The sequence below is a fragment of the Roseovarius aquimarinus genome (genome assembly GCF_043661195.1).
In the GTDB taxonomy this organism is placed as follows: Bacteria; Pseudomonadota; Alphaproteobacteria; order Rhodobacterales; family Rhodobacteraceae; genus Roseovarius; species Roseovarius aquimarinus.
On sequence record NZ_JBIHMM010000001.1, the window covers coordinates 127,237 to 146,686 of the forward strand.

A 19,450-nucleotide genomic window follows, 5' to 3' on the forward strand; every position below is an offset into this window, starting at 1 on the left:
GAGGTGACGATATGATCCATGCCGAAACGACCGCGATCGTCATCGGGGCCGGGCTCGGAGGGCTGGCCTCGGCGATGCGGCTCGGGGCCAAGGGCTACCGCGTCACCGTGCTCGACCGGCTCGACCGCGCGGGCGGGCGGGGCAGTTCGATCACCCGCAATGGGCACCGCTTCGATCTGGGGCCGACCATCGTGACCGTCCCGCAGCTCTTCGAGGAGCTTTGGGCCGCGTGCGGCGCCGATTTCCGCGCGGATGTCGATCTGCGCGCGCTCGATCCCTTCTACGAGATCCGCTGGCCGGACGGCGCGCGCTTCACCGCGACGGGGGATACCGAACGCATGGTGGAAGAGGTCGCCCGGCTCAGCCCGCGCGACGTGAAGGGCTATCGCCGCTTTCTGGCGGATAGCGAAGCGCGCTATACGTTCGGCTTCGAGGATCTGGGCCGCCGCCCGATGAACCGGCTGATGGACATCATCAAGGTCCTGCCCACTTTCGCGCGGCTGAGGGCCGATCGCTCGGTCCACGCCCATGTCGCGGCGCGCGTCAAGGATCCGCGCCTGCGCATGGCGCTGTCGTTCCATCCGCTCTTCATCGGGGGTGACCCGTTCCACGTCACCTCGATCTACGCGCTGGTCTGCCATCTGGAAAAGGCGTTCGGCGTGCATTACGCGATGGGCGGCGTGCAGGCGATCGCCGATGCGATGGTGCGCGTGATCCGCGCGCAGGGCGGCATCGTGCGGCAGGGCGCCGAGGTGGACGAGATCCTGATCGAGGACGGCGCGGCGCAGGGCGTGCGCCTCGCGGACGGGCAGATCCTGCCGTCCGACATCGTGGTCAGCAATGCCGATGCGGGCCATACCTACACCCGCCTTCTGCGCAATCACCCGAAGCGCCGCTGGTCGCCCGCCAAGCTGGCGCGTCAGCGGTGGTCGATGGGCCTCTTCGTCTGGTATTTCGGCACGAAGGGCACCGCCGGGACATGGCGCGACGTGGGCCATCACACGATCCTCAACGGCCCGCGCTACAAGGGCCTCGTGCGCGACATCTTCATGAAGGGTCGGCTTTCGGAGGATATGAGCCTCTATCTGCACCGCCCCTCGGTGACCGACCCGAGCGCCGCGCCGAAGGGCGACGACACGTTCTATGTCCTCTCGCCCGTGCCGCATCTGGGCGGCAAGGATCCGGTGGACTGGGGGCAGGAGGCGGAGCGCTATCGCGTCAAGGTGGCCGCCGAGCTAGAGAAGGTGATCCCCGGTTTCGAGACATCGCTCTCGGCGTCGCTTGTCTTCACGCCCGAGGAGTTCCGGAGCCGCTATCACTCGCCCTACGGCTCGGGATTCTCCATCGAGCCGCGCATCCTGCAAAGCGCGTGGTTCCGCCCGCATAACATCAGCGAGGAGGCGAGGGGGCTTTACCTCGTCGGTGCGGGCACGCATCCGGGCGCGGGCCTGCCCGGCGTCGTCTCGAGCGCCGAGGTTCTGGCCAAGCTGGTGCCCGACGCGCCGCGCGCCGCGCGAAGGCTGGCCGCGGAATGAGCGGGGGCGCCATCCGCCACGGCATCCGGCCGGACGATCTCGCCCATTGCCGCGCGGTGATCCGCACCGGCTCGCTGTCGTTCCATACCGCCTCGAGGATGCTGCCCGCCTCCGTGCGCGATCCGGCGCTGGCGCTCTACGCCTTCTGCCGCCTCGTCGACGACGAGGTGGACGAGGGCCATGACAAGGTGCGCGCGGTGCTCGCCCTCGGCGCGCGGCTCGAGCGGGTCTATGCGGGCGCGCCGCGCGATGCGCCCGAGGATCGGGCCTTCGCCGCCATCGTCGCGGCCTACCGCATCCCCCGCGCGCTGCCCGAGGCGCTGCTCGAGGGGCTGGCATGGGATGCGGAGGGCCGCCGATATGGCGGCATCGGCGAGGTGCGCGGCTATTCGGCCCGCGTGGCGAGCGCGGTGGGCGCGATGATGTGCGTTCTGATGGGCGTGCGCGACCGGCACGCGCTGGCGCGGGCCTGCGATCTGGGTGTCGCGATGCAACTGACGAATATCGCCCGCGACGTGGGCGAGGATGCGGCGGCGGGCCGGATCTATCTGCCGCTCGACTGGCTCGCCGAGGCGGGGCTGACGCCGGAGGCGTTTCTCGCGCGCCCCGAGGCGACGCCGGACATGCGCGCCCTCGTCGCGCGGCTTCTGGAGGAGGCGCGCAGGCTTTACATCCGCTCGGAGGCCGGTGTGCCGCGCCTGCCGCAAAACGCGCGCCTCGGCATCTATGCCGCGCGCTTCATCTATGCCGGGATCGGGACCGAGCTGCGCCGGCAGGGGCACGATTCGATCACGCGCCGCGCGCGCACCGGAAGGATGCAAAAGCTCGGCTGGCTGGGCAAATCGGCGCTCTACGCGGGCGGCTCGATGCTTTTGCCCCAGCCCGCGACGCTCTATGCGCCGCCGCTCGCGGAGACCGCGTTTCTCGTCGATGCGGTGGCCGAGCGCGGGCAGGCGTCGCCCTGGTGGGGCGCGGGGCGCACCGGCGCCTTGCTCGAGACGCTCGCCGCGCTCAAAGCCCGCGATGGGGCGGCTGGACAGCAGGGCCGCCGGGCCTGATACTGCGCCTCGAACTAGCGAGGTGCAGCGATGGATTACATGGTTTTCACGATCTTTCTCGCCGCGACGGTCGGCGCCGGGGCGACGGGCGCGATGTTCCCCACGGGCTCGTGGTATGCGCGGCTCGCCAAACCGAGCTGGACGCCGCCGAACTGGATGTTTCCCATCATGTGGACGACGATCTACCTCTTGATCGCCTTCGCGGGTGCGCGGGTCGCGGGCCTGCCCGGAAGCGGCTATGCGCTCGCCTTCTGGGCGATGCAGATCGCCTTCAACACGCTCTGGACGCCGATCTTCTTCGGGTTGCGGCGGCTCAAGGGCGCGCTTCTGGTGATGGCGGCGCTCTGGGTGGCCGTGGCGGGCGCGACGATCACGCATTTCCAGGTGGATTTCTGGGCGGGCCTCGCCTTCGTGCCCTATCTCGTCTGGGTCAGCATCGCGGGCGCACTCAATTTCACCGTCTGGCGGCTCAATCCGAACGAGCCGGTGCTGCGCATCTCCGAGCTTTGATCGCTAATCGAAGCGCCACCCTGCGCGGCGCGGCACGCGAAAAGCCAGCAGCGGCTTGAGCAGGGGCGAGGCGAAGCGATCGAGATCGAGCGCCTCGTGCACGCCGGTCACGTCCTCGCCGTTCAGCATGGTGCGCACCGCCGAGCGCGAATAGAACGGCGCGTCGAGCATCGGCAGAACCTCGCGCGGCACCGTGCCCGGATCGGCGCGCGTCTCGCGCCGGACCTGCCAGAGCGAAGGTCTGAACCCCGTGCGGGGCGGCGCCTCGGCCACATGCGCGTGGCCGCTGCGGTCGAAATGGAAGGCGCATTCAAGCGTGCTGCCGTCCCTCAGGGCGGCATCGTAGATGCAGGTCGTGCCGGCACGCGTCGGATAGCGGCCCCAGGTCCAGAAGCTGAAATCATCCTCGAGCGCCGCCGTGCCGAAATTCGCGTCGAAATAGCCGTGGCCCGACCATTGCCAGCCCGGCGCGTCGAGCGCCACCTCGATGTCGCAGGAGGGCGCGAAGGGGCGCCAGACATGGCTGCCGTCAGGCTTGAGCGGCAATTCGACCGATGTGACGCCCTCCGGCGTGAGCGTGACGCGCCCTTTCATGCGCGAGACGAGCGGCAGGCTCGATATCTCGTCGATCTCGATCACGAGGCGCCCCTCCTGCCAGCGCATCGAGGAGGGGCCGATGGTCAATTGGTCGGCGCTCTGGCGCAGCGCTGCGCGGCCCCGGTCGGTCATCGCGAAACGCCCGCCGCGCCCATAGGTCGCCACGTTGAGGCAGACATGGTTTGCCGGATCGCGCCGGCCCGACCATGCGTACCAGGGCGAGAAGACCGAACCTATGAACCCGATGACCGAGATGGCGCGCGTGCCGTCCGCGCTGATCCCGTCGACATACCACCAGGCGTAGCCGTTCGGCGGAACCTCGAGGTCGAAGCGAGGTCGCTCAATATCGCCTCGGCCGCATGCTTGCCGGAGAGGGTGGCCATCGGCAGGCCCGCCCCCGGATGCGTCCCGCCCCCCGCGAGATAGAGGCCCTTCAGCCGCGTGCGCGCCAGCGGACGCGCGAAGGCCGCCATCATCCCGTGCGGGGATCGCCCGTAAAGTGCGCCGTGGCTGTGCGGAAAGAGGCGCTCGAACCCCGCCGGGCTCGTCAGTGCCTCCGGTCCCGGCAGCGGATCGAAGACGAGGCCGAAGCGGGCGAGGGTGTCCATGATGATCGTCTGGCATTGGATGTCTTCCGTCTCGGAGGGGTGCGCGCCGGGGCGCGGCGCCGCGTTCATGATGATCTCGAACCGCTCGGGGCCATCCGGGGCCACCGCGCCGCCCCGGTCCTGCGCGCAGACATAGAGGCTGGGCGCGTCCGGCCTCTCGCCGCGTGCCAGGGCGTCGAACTCGGCGCGCGGGTCGTCCGCGAAAAAGACCGTATGATGGGCGAGGGCCGGGCCGCTTGCCCGCGCCGCGAAGGTCATGACATTGGCTGAGAGGCTGCGCGGCGCAACGCCCTCGTCGCCGACCGCCTGCCGCGCCGTCTCGCCGAGCGCTCCGGCGCGCAGTGCGTTCGGATCGCCGTTGAAAAGGACCGCCCCGGCGGGAATGTTCTCGGAGCGGGTGCGCACATGCCGTGGCCGTCCGCCCTGCCAGTCGATCCCGGTCACCTCGGCGCCATAGCGGAACGCCGCGCCCCGGCCCCGCGCCACGCTTTCGATGGCGAGGGCGAGCTGATGCATGCCGCCCGCGATGCGCCAGACGCCCTGCGCTTCGGCATGCCAGATGAGACCGAGGAGCGCGGGCGCGGCATAGGGCGATCCGCCGACATAGGTGGCGTAGCGCCCGAAGAGCTGGATGAGGCGCGGCTCGCGAAAGCTCTGGTGCAGCATCTCGGCCAACGTGCGATGGGCGGCCATGGCGGGCAGAAGGCGCGGGTTGCGCATCACATGCGCGGTGAGCGCGGCGGGCGTCGGACGCGCGGCCTGCATCATCGGGGCGTCGAACCCCTCGAAAAGCAATTTCGCGCGGGCCGAGAAGCGCAAAAAATCCTCGCGCGCCCGGCTTCCGAAGGCTTGCGCGATGCTCTCGGCGCTTCGGCCCGCGTCGGCATGCAGGTCCAGCATCGTGCCGTCCGGCCAGTAATGCCGCGCGAGGATCGGCTCGCGCAGGAGCGTCAGGTGATCGGCGAGCGCCTCGCCCGCATCCTCGAAAAGCGAGTCGAAGACATGGCGCAGCGTGAGGACGGTGGGCCCCGCATCTATCGGCCCGTATGGGGAGGGAACGCATCGCAGCTTGCCGCCCGGCGCGCCATGCCGCTCGAGCACGGTGACGTCGACGCCCGCATGCGCGAGGCGCAGCGCGGCGGCCAGCCCGCCGATCCCCGCACCGACGATGACGACGGGAGGGGCGGGGCTCATGGATCGCATCCGGGTATCATCATTCGATTATTGACAGAGTCCGAAAAACTGTCCAGTTTGATTTACACAAATATGTAAGCTTTGAATTACATTTTGCATCGGGAGGACGGGCCGTGGCATTTTCCGAACGGATCGAAGGGGCCATGGGTCGCGCGATTTCCCGGTGCGGAACCAGGGGCGCGCCGGCCCGGCTCGCCTCGGCGCTGGGGTATGCCGTGTCGCCGGGCGGCGCGCGCATCCGGCCCACCATCCTTCTGGCCGTCGCCTCGGCCTGCGGCGAGGACCGGCCCGAGATCGGCGATGCGGCGGCGACCGCGCTCGAGCTGATCCATTGCGCCTCGCTCGTCCATGACGATCTGCCCTGTTTCGACAATGCCGACATCCGGCGCGGCAAGCCTTCGGTGCACCGCGCCTATTCGCAGCCCATCGCGGTCCTGACCGGCGACAGCCTCATCATTCTCGCCTTCGAGGAACTGGCCCGCATCGCCGAGATCGACGCCGCGCGCAGCGCGCGCCTCGTTCTGGCGCTGGCGCGGCGCACGGGCATGCCGGGCGGTATCTGCGCCGGGCAGGGCTGGGAGAGCGAGGAGGAGATCGACCTCGAGGCCTATCACAATGCCAAGACGGCGGCGCTTTTCGTGGCGGCGACGCAGATGGGCGCCATCGCCGCCGGTCAGGAGCCGGGGCCCTGGGCCGAGCTGGGCGCGCGCATCGGCGCCGCGTTCCAGATCGCGGACGATCTGCGCGATACGCTTTGCGACGCGGACACGCTGGGCAAGCCGCCGGGGCAGGACGATCTGAACGGGCGGCCCAATGCCGTGGCGCGCTATGGCGTGCAGGGCGCGATGTCGAAGCTCAAGGACAGTCTCGGCGGCGCCATCGCCTCCATCCCCTCCTGTCCGGGCGAGGCCATGCTGGCGCAGATGGTGCAACGCTATGCCGAGCGGCTGACCCCCTCGGCGCCGATGCCGCGCCGGACCGTGCCGGGAGAATAGGCATGAGCGAGGCGCCGATCTGCGGCGACGCGCGGCAGGCGCCGCGCGCGGGGCTGCCTGGGCGGCTCAATCGACTCCTCGCCTCGCCGCGCTTTCAGTCCTGGGCCGCGCGCATGCCTCTGTTGCGGGGGCGGGTGCGGCGCGAGGGCGGGGCGCTCTTCGATCTCGTGGCGGGGTTCTGCACCTCCCAGAGCCTCATGGCGCTCGTCGAGTTGCGCATTCCCGACATGCTGATGGATGGAGCCTTGCCCGCCGCGCGGCTGGCCGCGCGCTGCGCCGTGCCGCCCGAGCGGATGGAGGTGCTGCTGCGCGCCAATGTCGCGTCGAAGGTTCTGCGGATCACGCGCGCGGGCCACTTCGCGCTCACCGCGCGGGGTGCGGCGCTCGTCGGTGTGCCGGGCCTGCGCGAGATGATCCTTCATCACAAGGTGCTCTACCGCGATCTGGTCGATCCGGCGGCCTTCTTTCGCGGCGGCACCGAGACCGAGCTTGCCGCGTTCTGGCCGTATGTCCTCGGGGCCGCGGAGGCGGGAGATGCGCAGCTCACGCGCCGCTATTCGGATCTCATGGCGCAGAGCCAGCGGCTCGTCGCCGAGGATACGCTCGCCGCGATCGACCTGCGCGGCACGCGCGTGCTTCTCGATATCGGGGGCGGCACGGGCGCTTTTCTTGAGGCGGCCTGCGCGGTGGCGCCGAAGATGCGCGGCATCCTCTTCGATCTGCCGCAGGTGGCCGAGGCGGCTCAGGAGCGTCTGGCGCGGGCGGGTCTCGGCGCGCGGGTGCGCGTGGCGCCCGGCTCCTTCGTCCGCGATCCGCTGCCCGAGGGTGCGGACACCGCCACGCTCATCCGGGTGCTCTACGATCATTCGGACGAGACGGTGGCGGCGCTCCTCGAGCGGATCTATGCCGCTCTGCCGCCGGGCGGGCGCCTGATCGTCTCCGAGCCGATGACCGGCGGTGCCCGGCCCAGCGTGGCGGGCGACGTCTATTTCGCGCTCTACACGATGGCGATGCGCACCGGCAGGGCGCGTTCGGGCGAGCGGATCGCAGAGCTTTGCCGAGCGGCGGGATTCGCCTCCGCCACCTGCCTCAGAACACGCCGGCCGTTCATCACCGGGGTCGTCGTCGCCGAAAAACTGTCAATTTAAGTTGACAGATTAAATTGTAAGCGTAAGCTGACATAACGGGCAGGTGACCTTGAGTCGACCGCCCGGCGCAACCTCTGAGGGAGGGACGGACGTGCAAACCGAAGCGATCATCCTGACCGGACCCGAGGCGCTGGAGATCCGAAATCTCGGCCTCAAGGCGCCCGGTGCCGGCGATATCGTGGTCGAGATCGCGCATTCGGGCATATCCACCGGCACCGAGAAGCTTTTCTGGTCCGGCGAGATGCCGCCCTTTCCCGGAATGGGCTATCCGCTCGTGCCCGGCTACGAGGCCGTCGGCGAGGTGGTCGAGGCCGATCCCGCCACCGGCTACCGCATCGGCGAGACGGTTTTCGTGCCCGGCTCCAACTGTTTCGAAGGCGCGTTCGGCCTATTCGGCGGCGCGTCACAGATCCTCGTCACCAAGGCCGAGCGCGCGGCGCGCATCGACCGGGGCTTCGGACCCGAGGGCGCGCTTCTTGCGCTCGCCGCGACGGCGCGGCACGCGATGGCCGGAGACGGCAAGGCCGTGCCCGATCTCATCGTCGGCCACGGCGTTCTGGGCCGCCTTCTGGCGCGCCTCACGCTCGCCGCCGGTGCGCCCGCGCCGACCGTCTGGGAGATCGACGCGGCCCGGATGTCCGGGGGCATGGGCTATGACGTCATCCGCCCCGAGGACGATCCGCGCCGCGACTACATGTCGATCTTCGATGCCTCGGGCGCGGGCACGCTGCTCGACGATCTGATCGCGCGCCTCGGGCGCGGCGGGGAGATCGTGCTGGCGGGTTTCTACACCGCGCCGCTCGGCTTCGCCTTTCCGCCCGCCTTCATGAAGGAAGCACGCCTGCGCGTCACCGCCGAATGGACGCAAGGCGATCTCGCCGCGACCCGCGCGCTGGTCGAGAGCGGCGCGCTCTCTCTCGCGGGACTGATTTCGCACGAGGCGGCCAAGGCCGATGCCGTGGAAGCCTACAAGACGGCCTTCCGGGATCCGGACTGCCTGAAAATGATGCTCAACTGGAAGGACGCGTCGTGAAGGATGAAGTGCCAAATCTGAAGGATTTCGACAAGCGCCTGCGCGACGAGGCGAAGGCGGATCCGAGCCTCGAAGTGCCGCAGGGCGCGCCCACGTCCAAGACGCAGATCATCGCGATCTACGGCAAGGGCGGCATCGGCAAGAGCTTCACCCTCGCCAATCTCAGCCACATGATGGCCGAACAGGGCAAGCGCGTGCTGCTCATCGGCTGCGATCCGAAATCCGACACAACCTCGCTTCTTTTCGGCGGCAAGGCCTGCCCCACGATCATCGAGACCTCGGGCAAGAAGAAGCTGGCGGGCGAAGAAGTGAAGATCGGCGATGTCTGCTTCAAGCGCGGGGGTGTCTTCGCGATGGAGCTGGGCGGGCCCGAGGTGGGGCGCGGCTGCGGCGGGCGCGGGATCATCCACGGCTTCGAACTTCTCGAGAAGCTCGGCTTTCACGATTGGGATTTCGACTACGTCCTGCTGGATTTCCTGGGCGACGTGGTCTGCGGCGGCTTCGGCCTGCCCATCGCGCGGGACATGGCGCAGAAGGTTATCCTGGTGGCCTCGAACGATCTGCAATCGCTTTACGTGGCCAACAATGTCTGCTCGGCGGTGGATTACTTCCGCAAGCTGGGCGGCAATGTGGGCGTCGCGGGGCTGGTCATCAACAAGGACGATGGCTCGGGCGAGGCGCAGGCCTTCGCCGAGGCCGTGGACATCCCCGTGCTCGCGGCCATCCCGCAGGATGACGACCTGCGCAAGAAATCCGCCAATTACCAGATCGTCGGCACGGCCGAGTCGCAATGGGGCGGCCTTTTCGCCGCCCTGGGCGATGCCGTGGCGAGCGCGCCGCCGACACGGCCCACGCCGCTCGATCAGGACGGGCTGCTGGGGCTGTTCGACTCGAAGGACACGGGCGGCGACTACACGCTGGTGCCCGCCACCGATGCCGATATGCGCGGCAAGAACGCCGTGATCCGCGAAACGCTCGAGGTGATCTACGATGAGGCGTGATGCGCATATCATCCTGCGGGAGACCCGTCATGGATGATGCGGGACGCCAGGGGTATGAGGTCGGCTATGATGCCGATGGCGCGATTGTCGTCACCGAGGCGCAAGGCGGCGCGCCCGCGATGATGTCGGTTGCGGCGCAGACATCGCCCGCCGAGTTCCGAATTCCAGAGTTGCCCGCCGCCGATGTGCAGGCGACCGCGCTCGAGGGCGGCTGCACGGCGGGCGCGGATGCGATGCGCGAGGCGGCCCGCAAAGCGGGCGCATCGGACATTCTCGAGCGCTATGCCGCCGATTACCCGACCGGCCCCCATGACAAGCCGCAATCCATGTGCCCGGCCTTCGGCTCGCTTCGCGTGGGCCTCAGGATGAAGCGGGTGGCGACGATCCTGTCGGGCTCGGCTTGCTGCGTCTATGGTCTCTCGTTCGTGTCGCATTTCTACGGCGCGCGCCGGTCGGTCGGCTACGTTCCGTTCAACTCCGAAACGCTCGTCACCGGCAAGCTCTTCGAGGATATCCGCGAGGCGGTGCATGACATGGCCGATCCGGCCAAGCTCGATGCGATCATCGTCACCAATCTTTGCGTGCCCACCGCGTCCGGCGTGCCCCTGCGCCTCTTGCCGCCCGAGATCGACGGTGTGCGCGTGGTCGGGATCGACGTGCCGGGCTTCGGCATTCCGACCCATGCCGAGGCCAAGGACGTGCTGTCGGGCGCGATGCTGAAATACGCGCGGGACGAGATCGAGGCCGGCCCGGTGCAGCGCCCCGCCTCGGGCAAGTCGGATCGCCCGACCGTGACGCTTCTGGGCGAGATGTTTCCGGCGGATCCGATGATGATCGGCGCGATGCTGGCCCCGATGGGCCTCGCCGCCGGTCCCGTGGCGCCGGTGCGCGAATGGCGCGAGCTTTATGCCGCGCTCGATTGCGGCGCGGTCGCGGCGATCCATCCCTTCTACACCGCCTCCATCCGCGAATTCGAGGCGGCAGGGCGGCCCGTCGTCGGCTCGGCCCCGGTGGGCCATGACGGCACCGCCGATTGGCTGGCCAATATCGGTGCGGCCTTCGGGCTTGCGGCGGATCGCATCGCGGCGGCCCAGAACGCCTTTCTGCCCGCGATCAAGGGCGCGCTGGCAGGGGCGCCCATCAACGGCACGATCACGCTTTCGGGCTATGAGGGATCGGAGCTTCTGGTCGCGCGCCTGCTGATCGAGAGCGGCGCGCGCGTGCCCTATGTCGGCACCGCCTGCCCGAAAACGCCCTGGTCGGCGGCGGATGCCGAGTGGCTGCGCGCCAAGGGCGTCACGGTGAAATACCGCGCCTCGCTCGAGGAGGATTGCGCGGCGATGGAGGGCGTGCGGCCCGATCTCGCCATCGGCACGACGCCGGTGGTGCAGAAGGCCAAGCAGCTCGGTATTCCCGCGCTCTATTTCACCAACCTGATTTCCGCGCGGCCTCTCATGGGCCCCGCCGGGGCCGGATCGCTGGCAGAGGTGGTGAACGCGGCCATCGGCAACAAGTCCCGGATGGCCGAGATGCAGGCCTTTTTCGAGGGCGTGGGCACGGGCGATACCGCTGGCGTCTGGGAAGGCGCGCCCAATCTTCAGCCACGCTTTCGCGAGGTAAACGCTAAGAAGCTCGAGAAGGCCGCACGGGCGCGCGCCGCGGAGGAGATGATCTGATGCTGGTGCAGGATCATGACCGCGCGGGCGGCTATTGGGGGGCGGTCTATGCCTTCTGCGCCGTCAAGGGCTTGCAGGTGGTGATCGACGGCCCGGTGGGCTGCGAGAACCTGCCGGTGACGAGCGTTCTGCATTACACCGACGCGCTGCCGCCGCATGAGCTGCCCATCGTGGTGACGGGGCTGGCCGAGGAGGAAATGGGCTCGGGCACCGAGGAGGCGATGAAGCGCGCGTGGCAGGTGCTCGATCCGGCATTGCCCGCCGTGGTCGTGACCGGCTCCATCGCCGAGATGATCGGCGGGGGCGTCACGCCCATGGGCACGAATATCCAGCGCTTCCTTCCGCGCACCATCGACGAGGATCAATGGGAGAGCGCGGACCGCGCGATGACCTGGATCTTCACCGAATTCGGCATGACCAAGGGGCGCCTGCCCAAGGAGACCAAGCGCGAGGAGGGCGCGGCTCCGCGTGTCAACATCCTCGGGCCGATGTACGGCACGTTCAACATGCCCTCGGATCTGGCCGAGATCCGCCGCCTCGTCGAAGGGATCGGCGCCGAGATCAACATGGTGATGCCGCTCGGCGCGCATCTGGGCGAGATGCGCGGGCTGGTGAACGCCGACGTCAATGTCTGCCTCTACCGCGAATTCGGGCGCGGCCTCGCCGAGGTGCTGGGCAAGCCCTATCTTCAGGCGCCCATCGGCATCGACAGCACCACGAAATTCCTGCGCAAGCTGGGCGAGTTGCTCGGCCTCGATCCCGAGCCTTTCATCGAGCGCGAGAAGCATTCGACCATCAAGCCGGTATGGGATCTGTGGCGTTCGGTCACGCAGGATTTCTTCGCCACCGCCTCCTTCGCCGTGGTCGCGAACGAGACCTACACGCGCGGCATCCGCAAATATCTCGAGGAGGATCTGGGCTTTCCCTGCGCCTTCGCCGTCTCGCGGCTGCGCGGCAAGAAGACCGACAACGATGCCGTGCGCGCCGATCTGCACGCCAAGCGGCCCCTGATCGTGCTCGGCTCGATCAACGAGAAGATGTATCTGGCCGAGATGAAATCCGGCCATGGACCGGCGCCCAGCTTTATTCCCGCCAGTTTCCCCGGCGCCGCCATCCGGCGCGCCACCGGCACGCCCTTCATGGGCTATGCGGGGGCCACCTATCTTTTGCAGGAAGTGTGCAACGGGCTCTTCGACGCGCTCTTCCACATCCTGCCGCTCGGCACCGAAATGGATGCCGCCGAGGCGACGCCGACGACGCTGCGCCGCGATTTCCCGTGGGACGCGGACGCCCAGCGGCGGCTCGACGAGATCGTCGCGACCCATCCCATCCTGACGCGGATCTCCGCCGCCAAGACCCTGCGCGACGCGGCCGAGAAGGCCGCGCTCGCGGGCGGCGCCGAGCGCGTCGTGCTCGAGACCGTCAACCAAATTCAATCCAGCTCTGGAGGTGCAAGATGACTGATTTCACAAGCGATATGAAAGGCATGCGCGTGCGATCGCGGAGCGCGGCCCACCGGCGCGAATACATCGCCTATTTCGCCATCATCTTCGTCGTGGCCCTGCCGATCGCAAGCCTGACATGGGTGCTGAGCGCCGCGCGCCATTGGCGCCTGCCCGAAAAGTCGCCATTCCGCGCCGCCTGGAGCGAGGCCAGCATCATCGCGCCGATCATCCTGTCGGCCTGAGCGGGACCGAGATTCCGCGCCCGTCACAGGCGCGCGGATGACAGGGCAGGGGGTGCGCCCCTGTCGTACCCGGCCGCGGGGCGCTGCGGCATCAGTTCACTTTTCCGGAGGAAAAACCATGGCTGATAAGACCGACCTGTCCTTCACGGGTCTCACTGACGAGCAGGCCCAGGAGCTGCACTCGGTGTATATGAGCGGCTTCGCGATCTTCACTGCGATCGCCGTCGTCGCTCATATCCTGACGTACATCAAGCTTCCCTGGTTCGCCTGGTAGGAGGGATCACAATGGCACAGTTCTACAAAATCTGGCTGATCTTCGATCCGCGGCGCGTGTTCGTGGCGCAGGGCGTATTCCTGTTCCTGCTCGCGGTGATGATCCACCTTGTCCTGCTCAGCAATCCGCAGACCAACTGGTTCGAGCGGGCGTTCGGAGGCGAGGCGGCGGCGGCGGAGTAATGCCCGCGCGCAGCCCACACCATCCGCCGCGGGCGGGGGGGATCCCCCGCCCCGGCAAACACCAACGCATATCGCGGCACCTGTCCGCGCCGGCCGGCCCCGCTGGGGCGCGCCCCGGACACTGAATGGAGACGGAAGATGGCACTGCTCAGCTTCGAGAGGAAATACCGCGTCCGAGGCGGGACGCTTGTCGGAGGTGATCTGTTCGATTTCTGGGTGGGTCCCTTCTATGTCGGCTTCTTCGGGGTCACGACGTTCTTTTTCGCGGTCCTCGGAACGGCCCTGATCTTCTACGGCGCCGCCTTGGGCGACACGTGGAATCCCTGGCTCATCTCGATCGAGCCGCCCTCCCTCGAGGTCGGTCTCGGCATGGCGCCTCTGGCCGAAGGAGGGCTCTGGCAGATCATCACGATCTGCGCGACGGGCGCCTTCATCAGCTGGATGATGCGCGAGGTCGAGATATGCCGAAAACTCGGGATGGGCTATCACGTGCCCTTCGCCTTCGGTGTCGCGATCTTCGCCTATGTCACGCTGGTCATCATCCGCCCGATCCTGATGGGCGCCTGGGGGCACGGATTTCCCTACGGGATCTTCAGCCACCTCGATTGGGTGAACAACGTGGGCTACGCCTACGGCAATTTCCACTACAACCCCGCGCATATGGTCGCGATCAGCTTTTTCTGGATCACCGCTGTCGCCCTCGCGCTGCACGGCTCGCTGGTCCTGTCGGCGGTCAACCCCGGCAAGGGGCGCGAGATCGCCTCGCCCGACCACGAGGACACTTATTTCCGCGATCTCATCGGCTATTCGATCGGGCCGCTCGGCATTCACCGTCTGGGCCTCTTCCTGGCGCTGATGGCCGGGTTCTGGAGCGCGGTCTGCATCGTCATCTCGGGCACCATCTGGTTCGACCAGTGGATCGTCTGGTGGGACTGGTACTACGAGCTGCCCTGGTGGGTGGACCTTTGAGGAGGATTTGAGACATGGCTGAGTATCAGAACATCTTTACCCAGGTCCAGGTTCAGGGCCCGCCCGAGATGGGGATGACGATCGACGACGCGCCGATGCGCGGGCGCACCACGCGCGCCCGGTTCTCGCGGCTCTACGGCATCTTCGGCAACGCGCAGATCGGTCCCGTTCATCTCGGCACGTTCGGCCTGATCGGGGTCATCGGCTTCGGGATGTGGTTCTTCATCATCGGGCTGAACTTCTGGGCGCAGGCGGGCTACTCGCCGGGGATTTTCCTGCGCGATCTCTTCTGGATGGCGCTCGAGCCGCCCGCGCCGGAATACGGCCTCGGCTTCGCGCCGCTGAACGAGGGCGGATGGTGGCTCATCGCCAGCTTCTTCTTCCTCGTCGGGTGCAGCGCCTGGTGGGTGCGCACCTATCGGCGCGCCGAGGAGCTCGGGATGGGCAAGCATGTCAGCTGGGCCTTCGCGTCGCTGCTGTGGCTCATCTTCGTGCTGGGGCTCTTCCGGCCGATCCTGATGGGGTCATGGTCCGAGGCGGTGCCCTACGGCATCTTCCCGCATCTCGACTGGACGAACCTGTTCTCGCTGACCTACGGCAACCTCTTCTACAACCCGTTCCACGCGCTCTCGATCGTGTTCCTCTACGGCTCGGCGCTTCTCTTCGCGATGCACGGGGCCACGATCCTCGCGGTCAGCCGCTTCGGCGGCGAGCGCGAGATCGAGCAGATCGTGGACCGCGGCACCGCCACGGAACGCGCCGCGCTCTTCTGGCGCTGGACGATGGGCTTCAACGCGACGATGGAGGGCATCCACCGCTGGGCCTGGTGGTTCGCCGTGCTGACGCCGCTGACGGGCGGGATCGGCATCCTTCTGTCGGGAACGGTCGTCGACAACTGGTTTGTCTGGGCGCAGATACATGGCTACGCGCCGCTGGATTGAGGAGTAGGACGATGCACGATCAAGACGACTATCTGCGCACCGGCACCCGCAATTTCCGCCTGACGGCGGATATCACGGCGCTGATGCTGAAGGGGGCGGGATATGCGGCGCTCTTCTGCGCCGCGATCTACCTGATCGCCTGGGTCTTCATCGGGATCTCGCGGCTTTTGCCGGAGGATTCGAAGCTGGCACCGGACCCGACGCCGCTGTCCCATCTCGCGGCGCCCGAGGCGGGCGGCCTCGCCTGACATAAAGGGCCGGGCGCCTAGGCGCCCCGCCATCGACGAGATCGAACGCGGCCAGCCCGCGTTCGGTGCCTGGGGCGCAAGGCGAGAGCCGATGGCCCCGGTTCCCTTCCTGTTGGCTACAGGAACCCGGTGCCGCGCGGGGCAGGCCTCCTCGCGGCACCGGACATCGCAGGAAGACCATCGCAGGCAGACCGAGGAGACGATCATGACCGCATCACGTGCTCCGATTCTGGACCGGATCGCCGGACCATCCGATCTCAGGGCGCTGCCCGACGCCGATCTGAAGACCCTCGCCGGCGAGCTGCGCCGCGAGGTGATCGAGGCCGTCTCCGTCACCGGCGGGCATCTCGGCTCGTCGCTCGGCGTGGTGGAGCTGGCCGTCGCGCTCCATGCCGTCTTCGACACGCCGCGCGACAAGCTGATCTGGGACGTGGGGCATCAATGCTATCCGCACAAGATCCTGACCGGGCGGCGCGACCGCATCCGCACGCTGCGGCAGGAGGGCGGGCTGAGCGGCTTCACCAAGCGCAGCGAGAGCGAGTTCGACCCGTTCGGCGCCGCGCATTCCTCGACCTCGATCTCCGCCGCGCTCGGCTTCACAATCGGGCGGGACATGGGGCGGCCCACGGGGGACGCCATCGCCGTCATCGGCGACGGCGCGATCAGCGCGGGGATGGCCTATGAGGCGATGAACAACGCGGGCGCGGAGGGACGGCGCCTTTTCGTCATCCTCAACGACAACGAGATGTCCATCGCGCCCCCCGTGGGCGCCATGTCGAAATATACATCGCGTCTCGGCGCCGCGCCGCTCGAGCGCTTGGAGGCGGCGCTGCCCGGCCCGCTGCGCGATCAGGCGCGGCGCGCCCGCGCGCTGGTGATGGGCCGCACGGGCGGCACCGGCACGCTCTTCGAGGAGCTTGGCTTCGCCTATATGGGCCCGATCGACGGACATGACATGGACCAGCTTCTGAGCGTGCTGCGCAGCGCGCGCACGCGGGCGACGGGGCCGGTGCTCATCCATTGCTGCACCGTGAAGGGCAAGGGATACGCCCCTGCCGAAAGCGCGGCGGACAAGTATCACGGCGTCGGCAGTTTCGACGTGGCAAGCGGCGCGCAGGCCAAGAAACGCGCCAACGCGCCGAGCTATACATCGGTTTTCGGAACCGCGCTCGCCGACGAGGCAGGGCGCGATCCGCGGATCGTGGCGGTCACGGCGGCGATGCCTGCGGGCACCGGGCTCGACATCATGGCGGACCGGTTTCCGGCGCGCGTCTTCGATGTGGGAATCGCCGAGCAGCATGGCGTGACCTTCGCCGCCGGCATGGCGGCGAGCGGGCTGAAGCCCTTCTGCGCGATCTACTCGACCTTCCTGCAACGCGGTTACGACCAGGTGGTGCATGACGTGGCACTCCAGAACCTGCCCGTGCGCTTCGCCATCGACCGCGCGGGCCTCGTGGGTGCGGACGGTGCGACTCATGCGGGCGCGTTCGATATCGGCTTTCTCGCCGCGCTGCCCAACTTCACCGTCATGGCGGCGGGCGACGAGGCGGAGCTGATGCACATGGTCGCGACCGCCGCCGCGCATGATGGCGGCCCCATCGCCTTCCGCTATCCGCGCGGCGAGGGCAGGGGCACGGCGCTGCCCGAGCGGGGCGTCCCGCTCGAGATCGGCAAGGGCCGCATCATCCGCGAGGGAAGCGACGTCGCGCTTCTCAGCTTCGGCGCGCATCTGGGCGTTTGCGAGGCGGCGGCGGAGACGCTGGCCGCGCAAGGCATCTCGGCGACGCTCGCCGATGCGCGCTTTGCCAAGCCGCTCGACCGCGCGCTTATCCGCCAGCTTTTGCGCCACCACAAGGCGCTGGTCACCGTCGAGCAGGGCGCGCGCGGCGGCTTCGGCGCGATGGTGCTGCATGATCTGGCCAATGACGGCTTGCTCGACGGGCGCTGCCAGATACGCTGCATGACGCTGCCCGACCGCTTCATCGAGCAGGCGGCCCCCGATGCGATGTATGCCGAGGCCGGGCTGACGGCGGTCGATATCGCGGCGATGGCGGCCGAGGCCGTGGGCAAGCGGATCGGCGCAATCAGCTAAGCGGGATCAGGCGAAGATCGTCTCGCGGTGCTCCGCGAGATAGATGCGCAGCCAGGGCGTGAAGCGCGCGGGATGGCGCGCCACTTCGTCGCCGAGGTCCTCGAGGGTGATCCATTTCGTGTCCGAGACTTCGGAGGAATCGGGCGCGAGGCGCAGATCCTTCGGCGCTTCGGCGGTGAAGATCTCGACGCGCTCGTCCTCGATCATGCCGCCGCCCACATCGGCGCGATAGGCCACCTTTCCGCGATGCGCCAGATCGAGCCCGGTGATACCGAGCTCTTCGCCAAGGCGCCGGCGCGCGCAAGCGAGGGGCGTCTCGTCCCAGTCCGGATGCGTGCAGCAGGCATTCGCCCAGAGGCCGGGCGTGTGGTATTTCACCGCCGCCCGCCGCTGGAGGAGCGTCTCCTTGCCGCGCATCACGAAGACGGACACGGCCTTGTGTGGCAGGCCGCGCCGATGCGCGTCCAGCTTCTCGACCGGCGTCAGGGTGCCGTCGACCCATGCGGGGATCATCACGCTCATATGCGCGTCACTGCCACCAAACCGGTCAGATGGGCAAGGTTCTTGATGCCGATTTTCAGATGCGCCATCGGCCGCGCCTTGACCAGCGCCTTGTTCATGTAGGCCTCGAAGGTCAGCCGCTGCACATCGACGTCATGGCACAGCGAGACGAACCGCTCGCGCCGCTCATCCGAGCGGTAATAGGCGCGCTGCATGGCGCCCAGAACCTTGAAGACCGATTTATGCTCGCGCATGAAGAGCTTGCGCGCGAGTTGCAGATCGCTCGCCCGCCCAGAGCTGAGGCAAGCCGCCGCCGCCGTGGCGGCGACGCGCCCGCCGACCATCGCGTAATAGATGCCTTCGCCCGACGAGGGCGCCACCACGCCCGCGGCGTCGCCGGCCAGCACCACATCGCGGCCATTGTCCCATTTGTCCAACGGGTGCAGCGGGATGGGCGCGCCCTCGCGCCGGATTGTGCGGCACGCGGAAAGGCCCGAGGCGGCGCGCAGGGCGGCTGTCGCCTCCTTCAGATCGACGCCCGGCACCTGTGTGCCCATGCCCACGCTCGCCTGCGCGCCATGCGGAAAGACCCAGCCGTAGAAATCGGGCGAGATCGCGCCGTCATAGATGACGTCGCAGCGGCCCGGATCATAGCCGGGGAGGGTGCCGGACGGCGCTTCGATGATCTCGTGATAGGCGATGACGTAAGGAATCCGGTCGCCTCCCGGCACCTCGTGGCGGCCCACGTTCGAGCGCGCGCCGTCGGCGCCGATGACGAGCCGCGTAGCGAGCGTTTTCGTCTCGCCCGTCGCCTTGCAGCGATAGGCGACATGGGTGCCGGTGCCGTCGCGGGTGATGCCCGTGTAGGTGCCGGTGATGCGCGTGGCCCCGGCCTCTTCGGCGCGGCCCCGCAGGAATTCGTCGAAATGCTCGCGATCGACCATGCCGACATAGCCGTTTTCGATCGGGATATCGACGCGCCGCCCGGTGGGCGAGATCATCCGCGCCGTGTTGATCCTCGCCACGATCTGGCTGTCGGGGATCAGGAAGTCGCGCACGAGGCGCGGCGGGATCGCCCCGCCGCAAGGCTTGATCTTGCCGGCGCGGTCGATGAAGGCGACCTTGTGACCCGAGCGGGCCAGATCTTCGGCGGCCGTGGCGCCGCTCGGCCCGCCCCCGACGACGATGACGTCATGCATGA

General features: G+C 68.2%; 20 protein-coding genes. 16 read left to right on the forward strand and 4 right to left on the reverse strand.

From position 1 onward, the window contains the following. Window positions 1-11 precede the first annotated feature (11 nt). Genes ACGRVM_RS00625 through tspO form a run of 3 tightly spaced genes read left to right on the forward strand, consistent with a single transcriptional unit; the run spans window position 12 to window position 3,103 of the window. Window positions 12-1,535 (forward strand): phytoene desaturase, encoded by a 1,524-nt coding sequence (locus ACGRVM_RS00625; protein WP_377169731.1) that lies wholly within the window; start codon window positions 12-14, stop codon window positions 1,533-1,535. Beyond that, complete coding sequence (gene crtB / locus ACGRVM_RS00630) at window positions 1,532-2,593, forward strand: 15-cis-phytoene synthase (protein WP_377169729.1); 1,062 nt, start codon at window positions 1,532-1,534, stop codon at window positions 2,591-2,593. The genes ACGRVM_RS00625 and crtB overlap by 4 nt, the downstream gene beginning before the upstream one ends. Before the next feature lie 30 nt (window positions 2,594-2,623). Next, window positions 2,624-3,103 (forward strand): tryptophan-rich sensory protein TspO, encoded by a 480-nt coding sequence (gene tspO, locus ACGRVM_RS00635; protein ID WP_377169727.1) that lies wholly within the window; start codon window positions 2,624-2,626, stop codon window positions 3,101-3,103. A 3-nt stretch (window positions 3,104-3,106) separates the two neighbouring features. On the opposite strand, the gene crtC is transcribed toward tspO, so the two are convergent. Both crtC and crtD read right to left on the reverse strand, forming a co-directional pair. Then, window positions 3,107-3,979 carry a carotenoid 1,2-hydratase gene (gene crtC / locus ACGRVM_RS00640; RefSeq protein WP_377170065.1) on the reverse strand — a complete coding sequence of 291 codons (873 nt, stop codon included), beginning with the start codon at window positions 3,977-3,979 and terminating at the stop codon, window positions 3,107-3,109. Beyond that, the gene (gene crtD, locus ACGRVM_RS00645; RefSeq protein ID WP_377169725.1) at window positions 3,934-5,502 is read right to left on the reverse strand and encodes a 1-hydroxycarotenoid 3,4-desaturase CrtD; all 1,569 of its coding nucleotides are present in this window, start codon (window positions 5,500-5,502) and stop codon (window positions 3,934-3,936) included. The genes crtC and crtD overlap by 46 nt, the downstream gene beginning before the upstream one ends. Window positions 5,503-5,645: 143 nt before the next feature. Here crtD and ACGRVM_RS00650 point away from each other — a divergent pair, with 143 nt between their 5' ends. From ACGRVM_RS00650 to dxs, 13 genes are all read left to right on the forward strand, one after another. Beyond that, a complete protein-coding gene (locus tag ACGRVM_RS00650; protein WP_377170063.1) occupies window positions 5,646-6,497 on the forward strand; it encodes a polyprenyl synthetase family protein in 852 nt (283 codons plus the stop codon). Between the two features lie 2 nt (window positions 6,498-6,499). After that, window positions 6,500-7,645, forward strand: a complete 1,146-nt coding sequence (locus tag ACGRVM_RS00655) for a methyltransferase (RefSeq protein WP_377169723.1) — start codon at window positions 6,500-6,502, stop codon at window positions 7,643-7,645. 91 nt (window positions 7,646-7,736) lie between these two features. Continuing rightward, a complete protein-coding gene (bchC, locus tag ACGRVM_RS00660; protein WP_377169721.1) occupies window positions 7,737-8,678 on the forward strand; it encodes a chlorophyll synthesis pathway protein BchC in 942 nt (313 codons plus the stop codon). Beyond that, window positions 8,675-9,679, forward strand: coding sequence for a chlorophyllide a reductase iron protein subunit X (locus ACGRVM_RS00665; RefSeq protein WP_377169719.1), 1,005 nt, complete (start codon window positions 8,675-8,677; stop codon window positions 9,677-9,679). Before bchC ends, ACGRVM_RS00665 begins: the two co-directional genes overlap by 4 nt. 29 nt (window positions 9,680-9,708) lie before the next feature. Continuing rightward, complete coding sequence (gene bchY, locus ACGRVM_RS00670) at window positions 9,709-11,355, forward strand: chlorophyllide a reductase subunit Y (RefSeq protein ID WP_377169717.1); 1,647 nt, start codon at window positions 9,709-9,711, stop codon at window positions 11,353-11,355. After that, window positions 11,355-12,815, forward strand: a complete 1,461-nt coding sequence (bchZ, locus tag ACGRVM_RS00675) for a chlorophyllide a reductase subunit Z (protein ID WP_377169715.1) — start codon at window positions 11,355-11,357, stop codon at window positions 12,813-12,815. The genes bchY and bchZ overlap by 1 nt, the downstream gene beginning before the upstream one ends. Next, entirely contained in the window at window positions 12,812-13,042 is a 231-nt protein-coding gene (gene pufQ / locus ACGRVM_RS00680) for a cytochrome PufQ (protein WP_377169712.1), read from the forward strand. The genes bchZ and pufQ overlap by 4 nt, the downstream gene beginning before the upstream one ends. Window positions 13,043-13,160: 118 nt before the next feature. Then, entirely contained in the window at window positions 13,161-13,316 is a 156-nt protein-coding gene (gene pufB, locus ACGRVM_RS00685; protein ID WP_076535073.1) for a light-harvesting antenna LH1, beta subunit, read from the forward strand. An 11-nt stretch (window positions 13,317-13,327) separates the two neighbouring features. After that, on the forward strand, window positions 13,328-13,498 hold the full coding sequence (gene pufA, locus ACGRVM_RS00690; RefSeq protein ID WP_377169709.1) for a light-harvesting antenna LH1, alpha subunit: 171 nt from the start codon (window positions 13,328-13,330) through the stop codon (window positions 13,496-13,498). Window positions 13,499-13,636: 138 nt separating this feature from the next. Continuing rightward, window positions 13,637-14,467, forward strand: a complete 831-nt coding sequence (pufL, locus tag ACGRVM_RS00695; RefSeq protein ID WP_377169707.1) for a photosynthetic reaction center subunit L — start codon at window positions 13,637-13,639, stop codon at window positions 14,465-14,467. A gap of 14 nt (window positions 14,468-14,481) precedes the next feature. Continuing rightward, window positions 14,482-15,408, forward strand: a complete 927-nt coding sequence (gene pufM, locus ACGRVM_RS00700; RefSeq protein WP_377169705.1) for a photosynthetic reaction center subunit M — start codon at window positions 14,482-14,484, stop codon at window positions 15,406-15,408. An 11-nt stretch (window positions 15,409-15,419) separates the two neighbouring features. Continuing rightward, complete coding sequence (gene pufX, locus ACGRVM_RS00705; RefSeq protein ID WP_377169703.1) at window positions 15,420-15,656, forward strand: RC-LH1 core complex protein PufX; 237 nt, start codon at window positions 15,420-15,422, stop codon at window positions 15,654-15,656. Window positions 15,657-15,861: 205 nt separating this feature from the next. Then, window positions 15,862-17,748, forward strand: a complete 1,887-nt coding sequence (dxs, locus tag ACGRVM_RS00710) for a 1-deoxy-D-xylulose-5-phosphate synthase (RefSeq protein ID WP_377169701.1) — start codon at window positions 15,862-15,864, stop codon at window positions 17,746-17,748. A 6-nt stretch (window positions 17,749-17,754) separates the two neighbouring features. Here the strand turns inward: dxs and ACGRVM_RS00715 are convergent, their stop codons facing one another. After that, complete coding sequence (locus ACGRVM_RS00715) at window positions 17,755-18,270, reverse strand: isopentenyl-diphosphate Delta-isomerase (RefSeq protein WP_377169699.1); 516 nt, start codon at window positions 18,268-18,270, stop codon at window positions 17,755-17,757. Next, complete coding sequence (locus ACGRVM_RS00720; protein ID WP_377169697.1) at window positions 18,267-19,448, reverse strand: geranylgeranyl diphosphate reductase; 1,182 nt, start codon at window positions 19,446-19,448, stop codon at window positions 18,267-18,269. The genes ACGRVM_RS00715 and ACGRVM_RS00720 overlap by 4 nt, the downstream gene beginning before the upstream one ends. Between the last annotated feature and the right edge of the window lie 2 nt (window positions 19,449-19,450).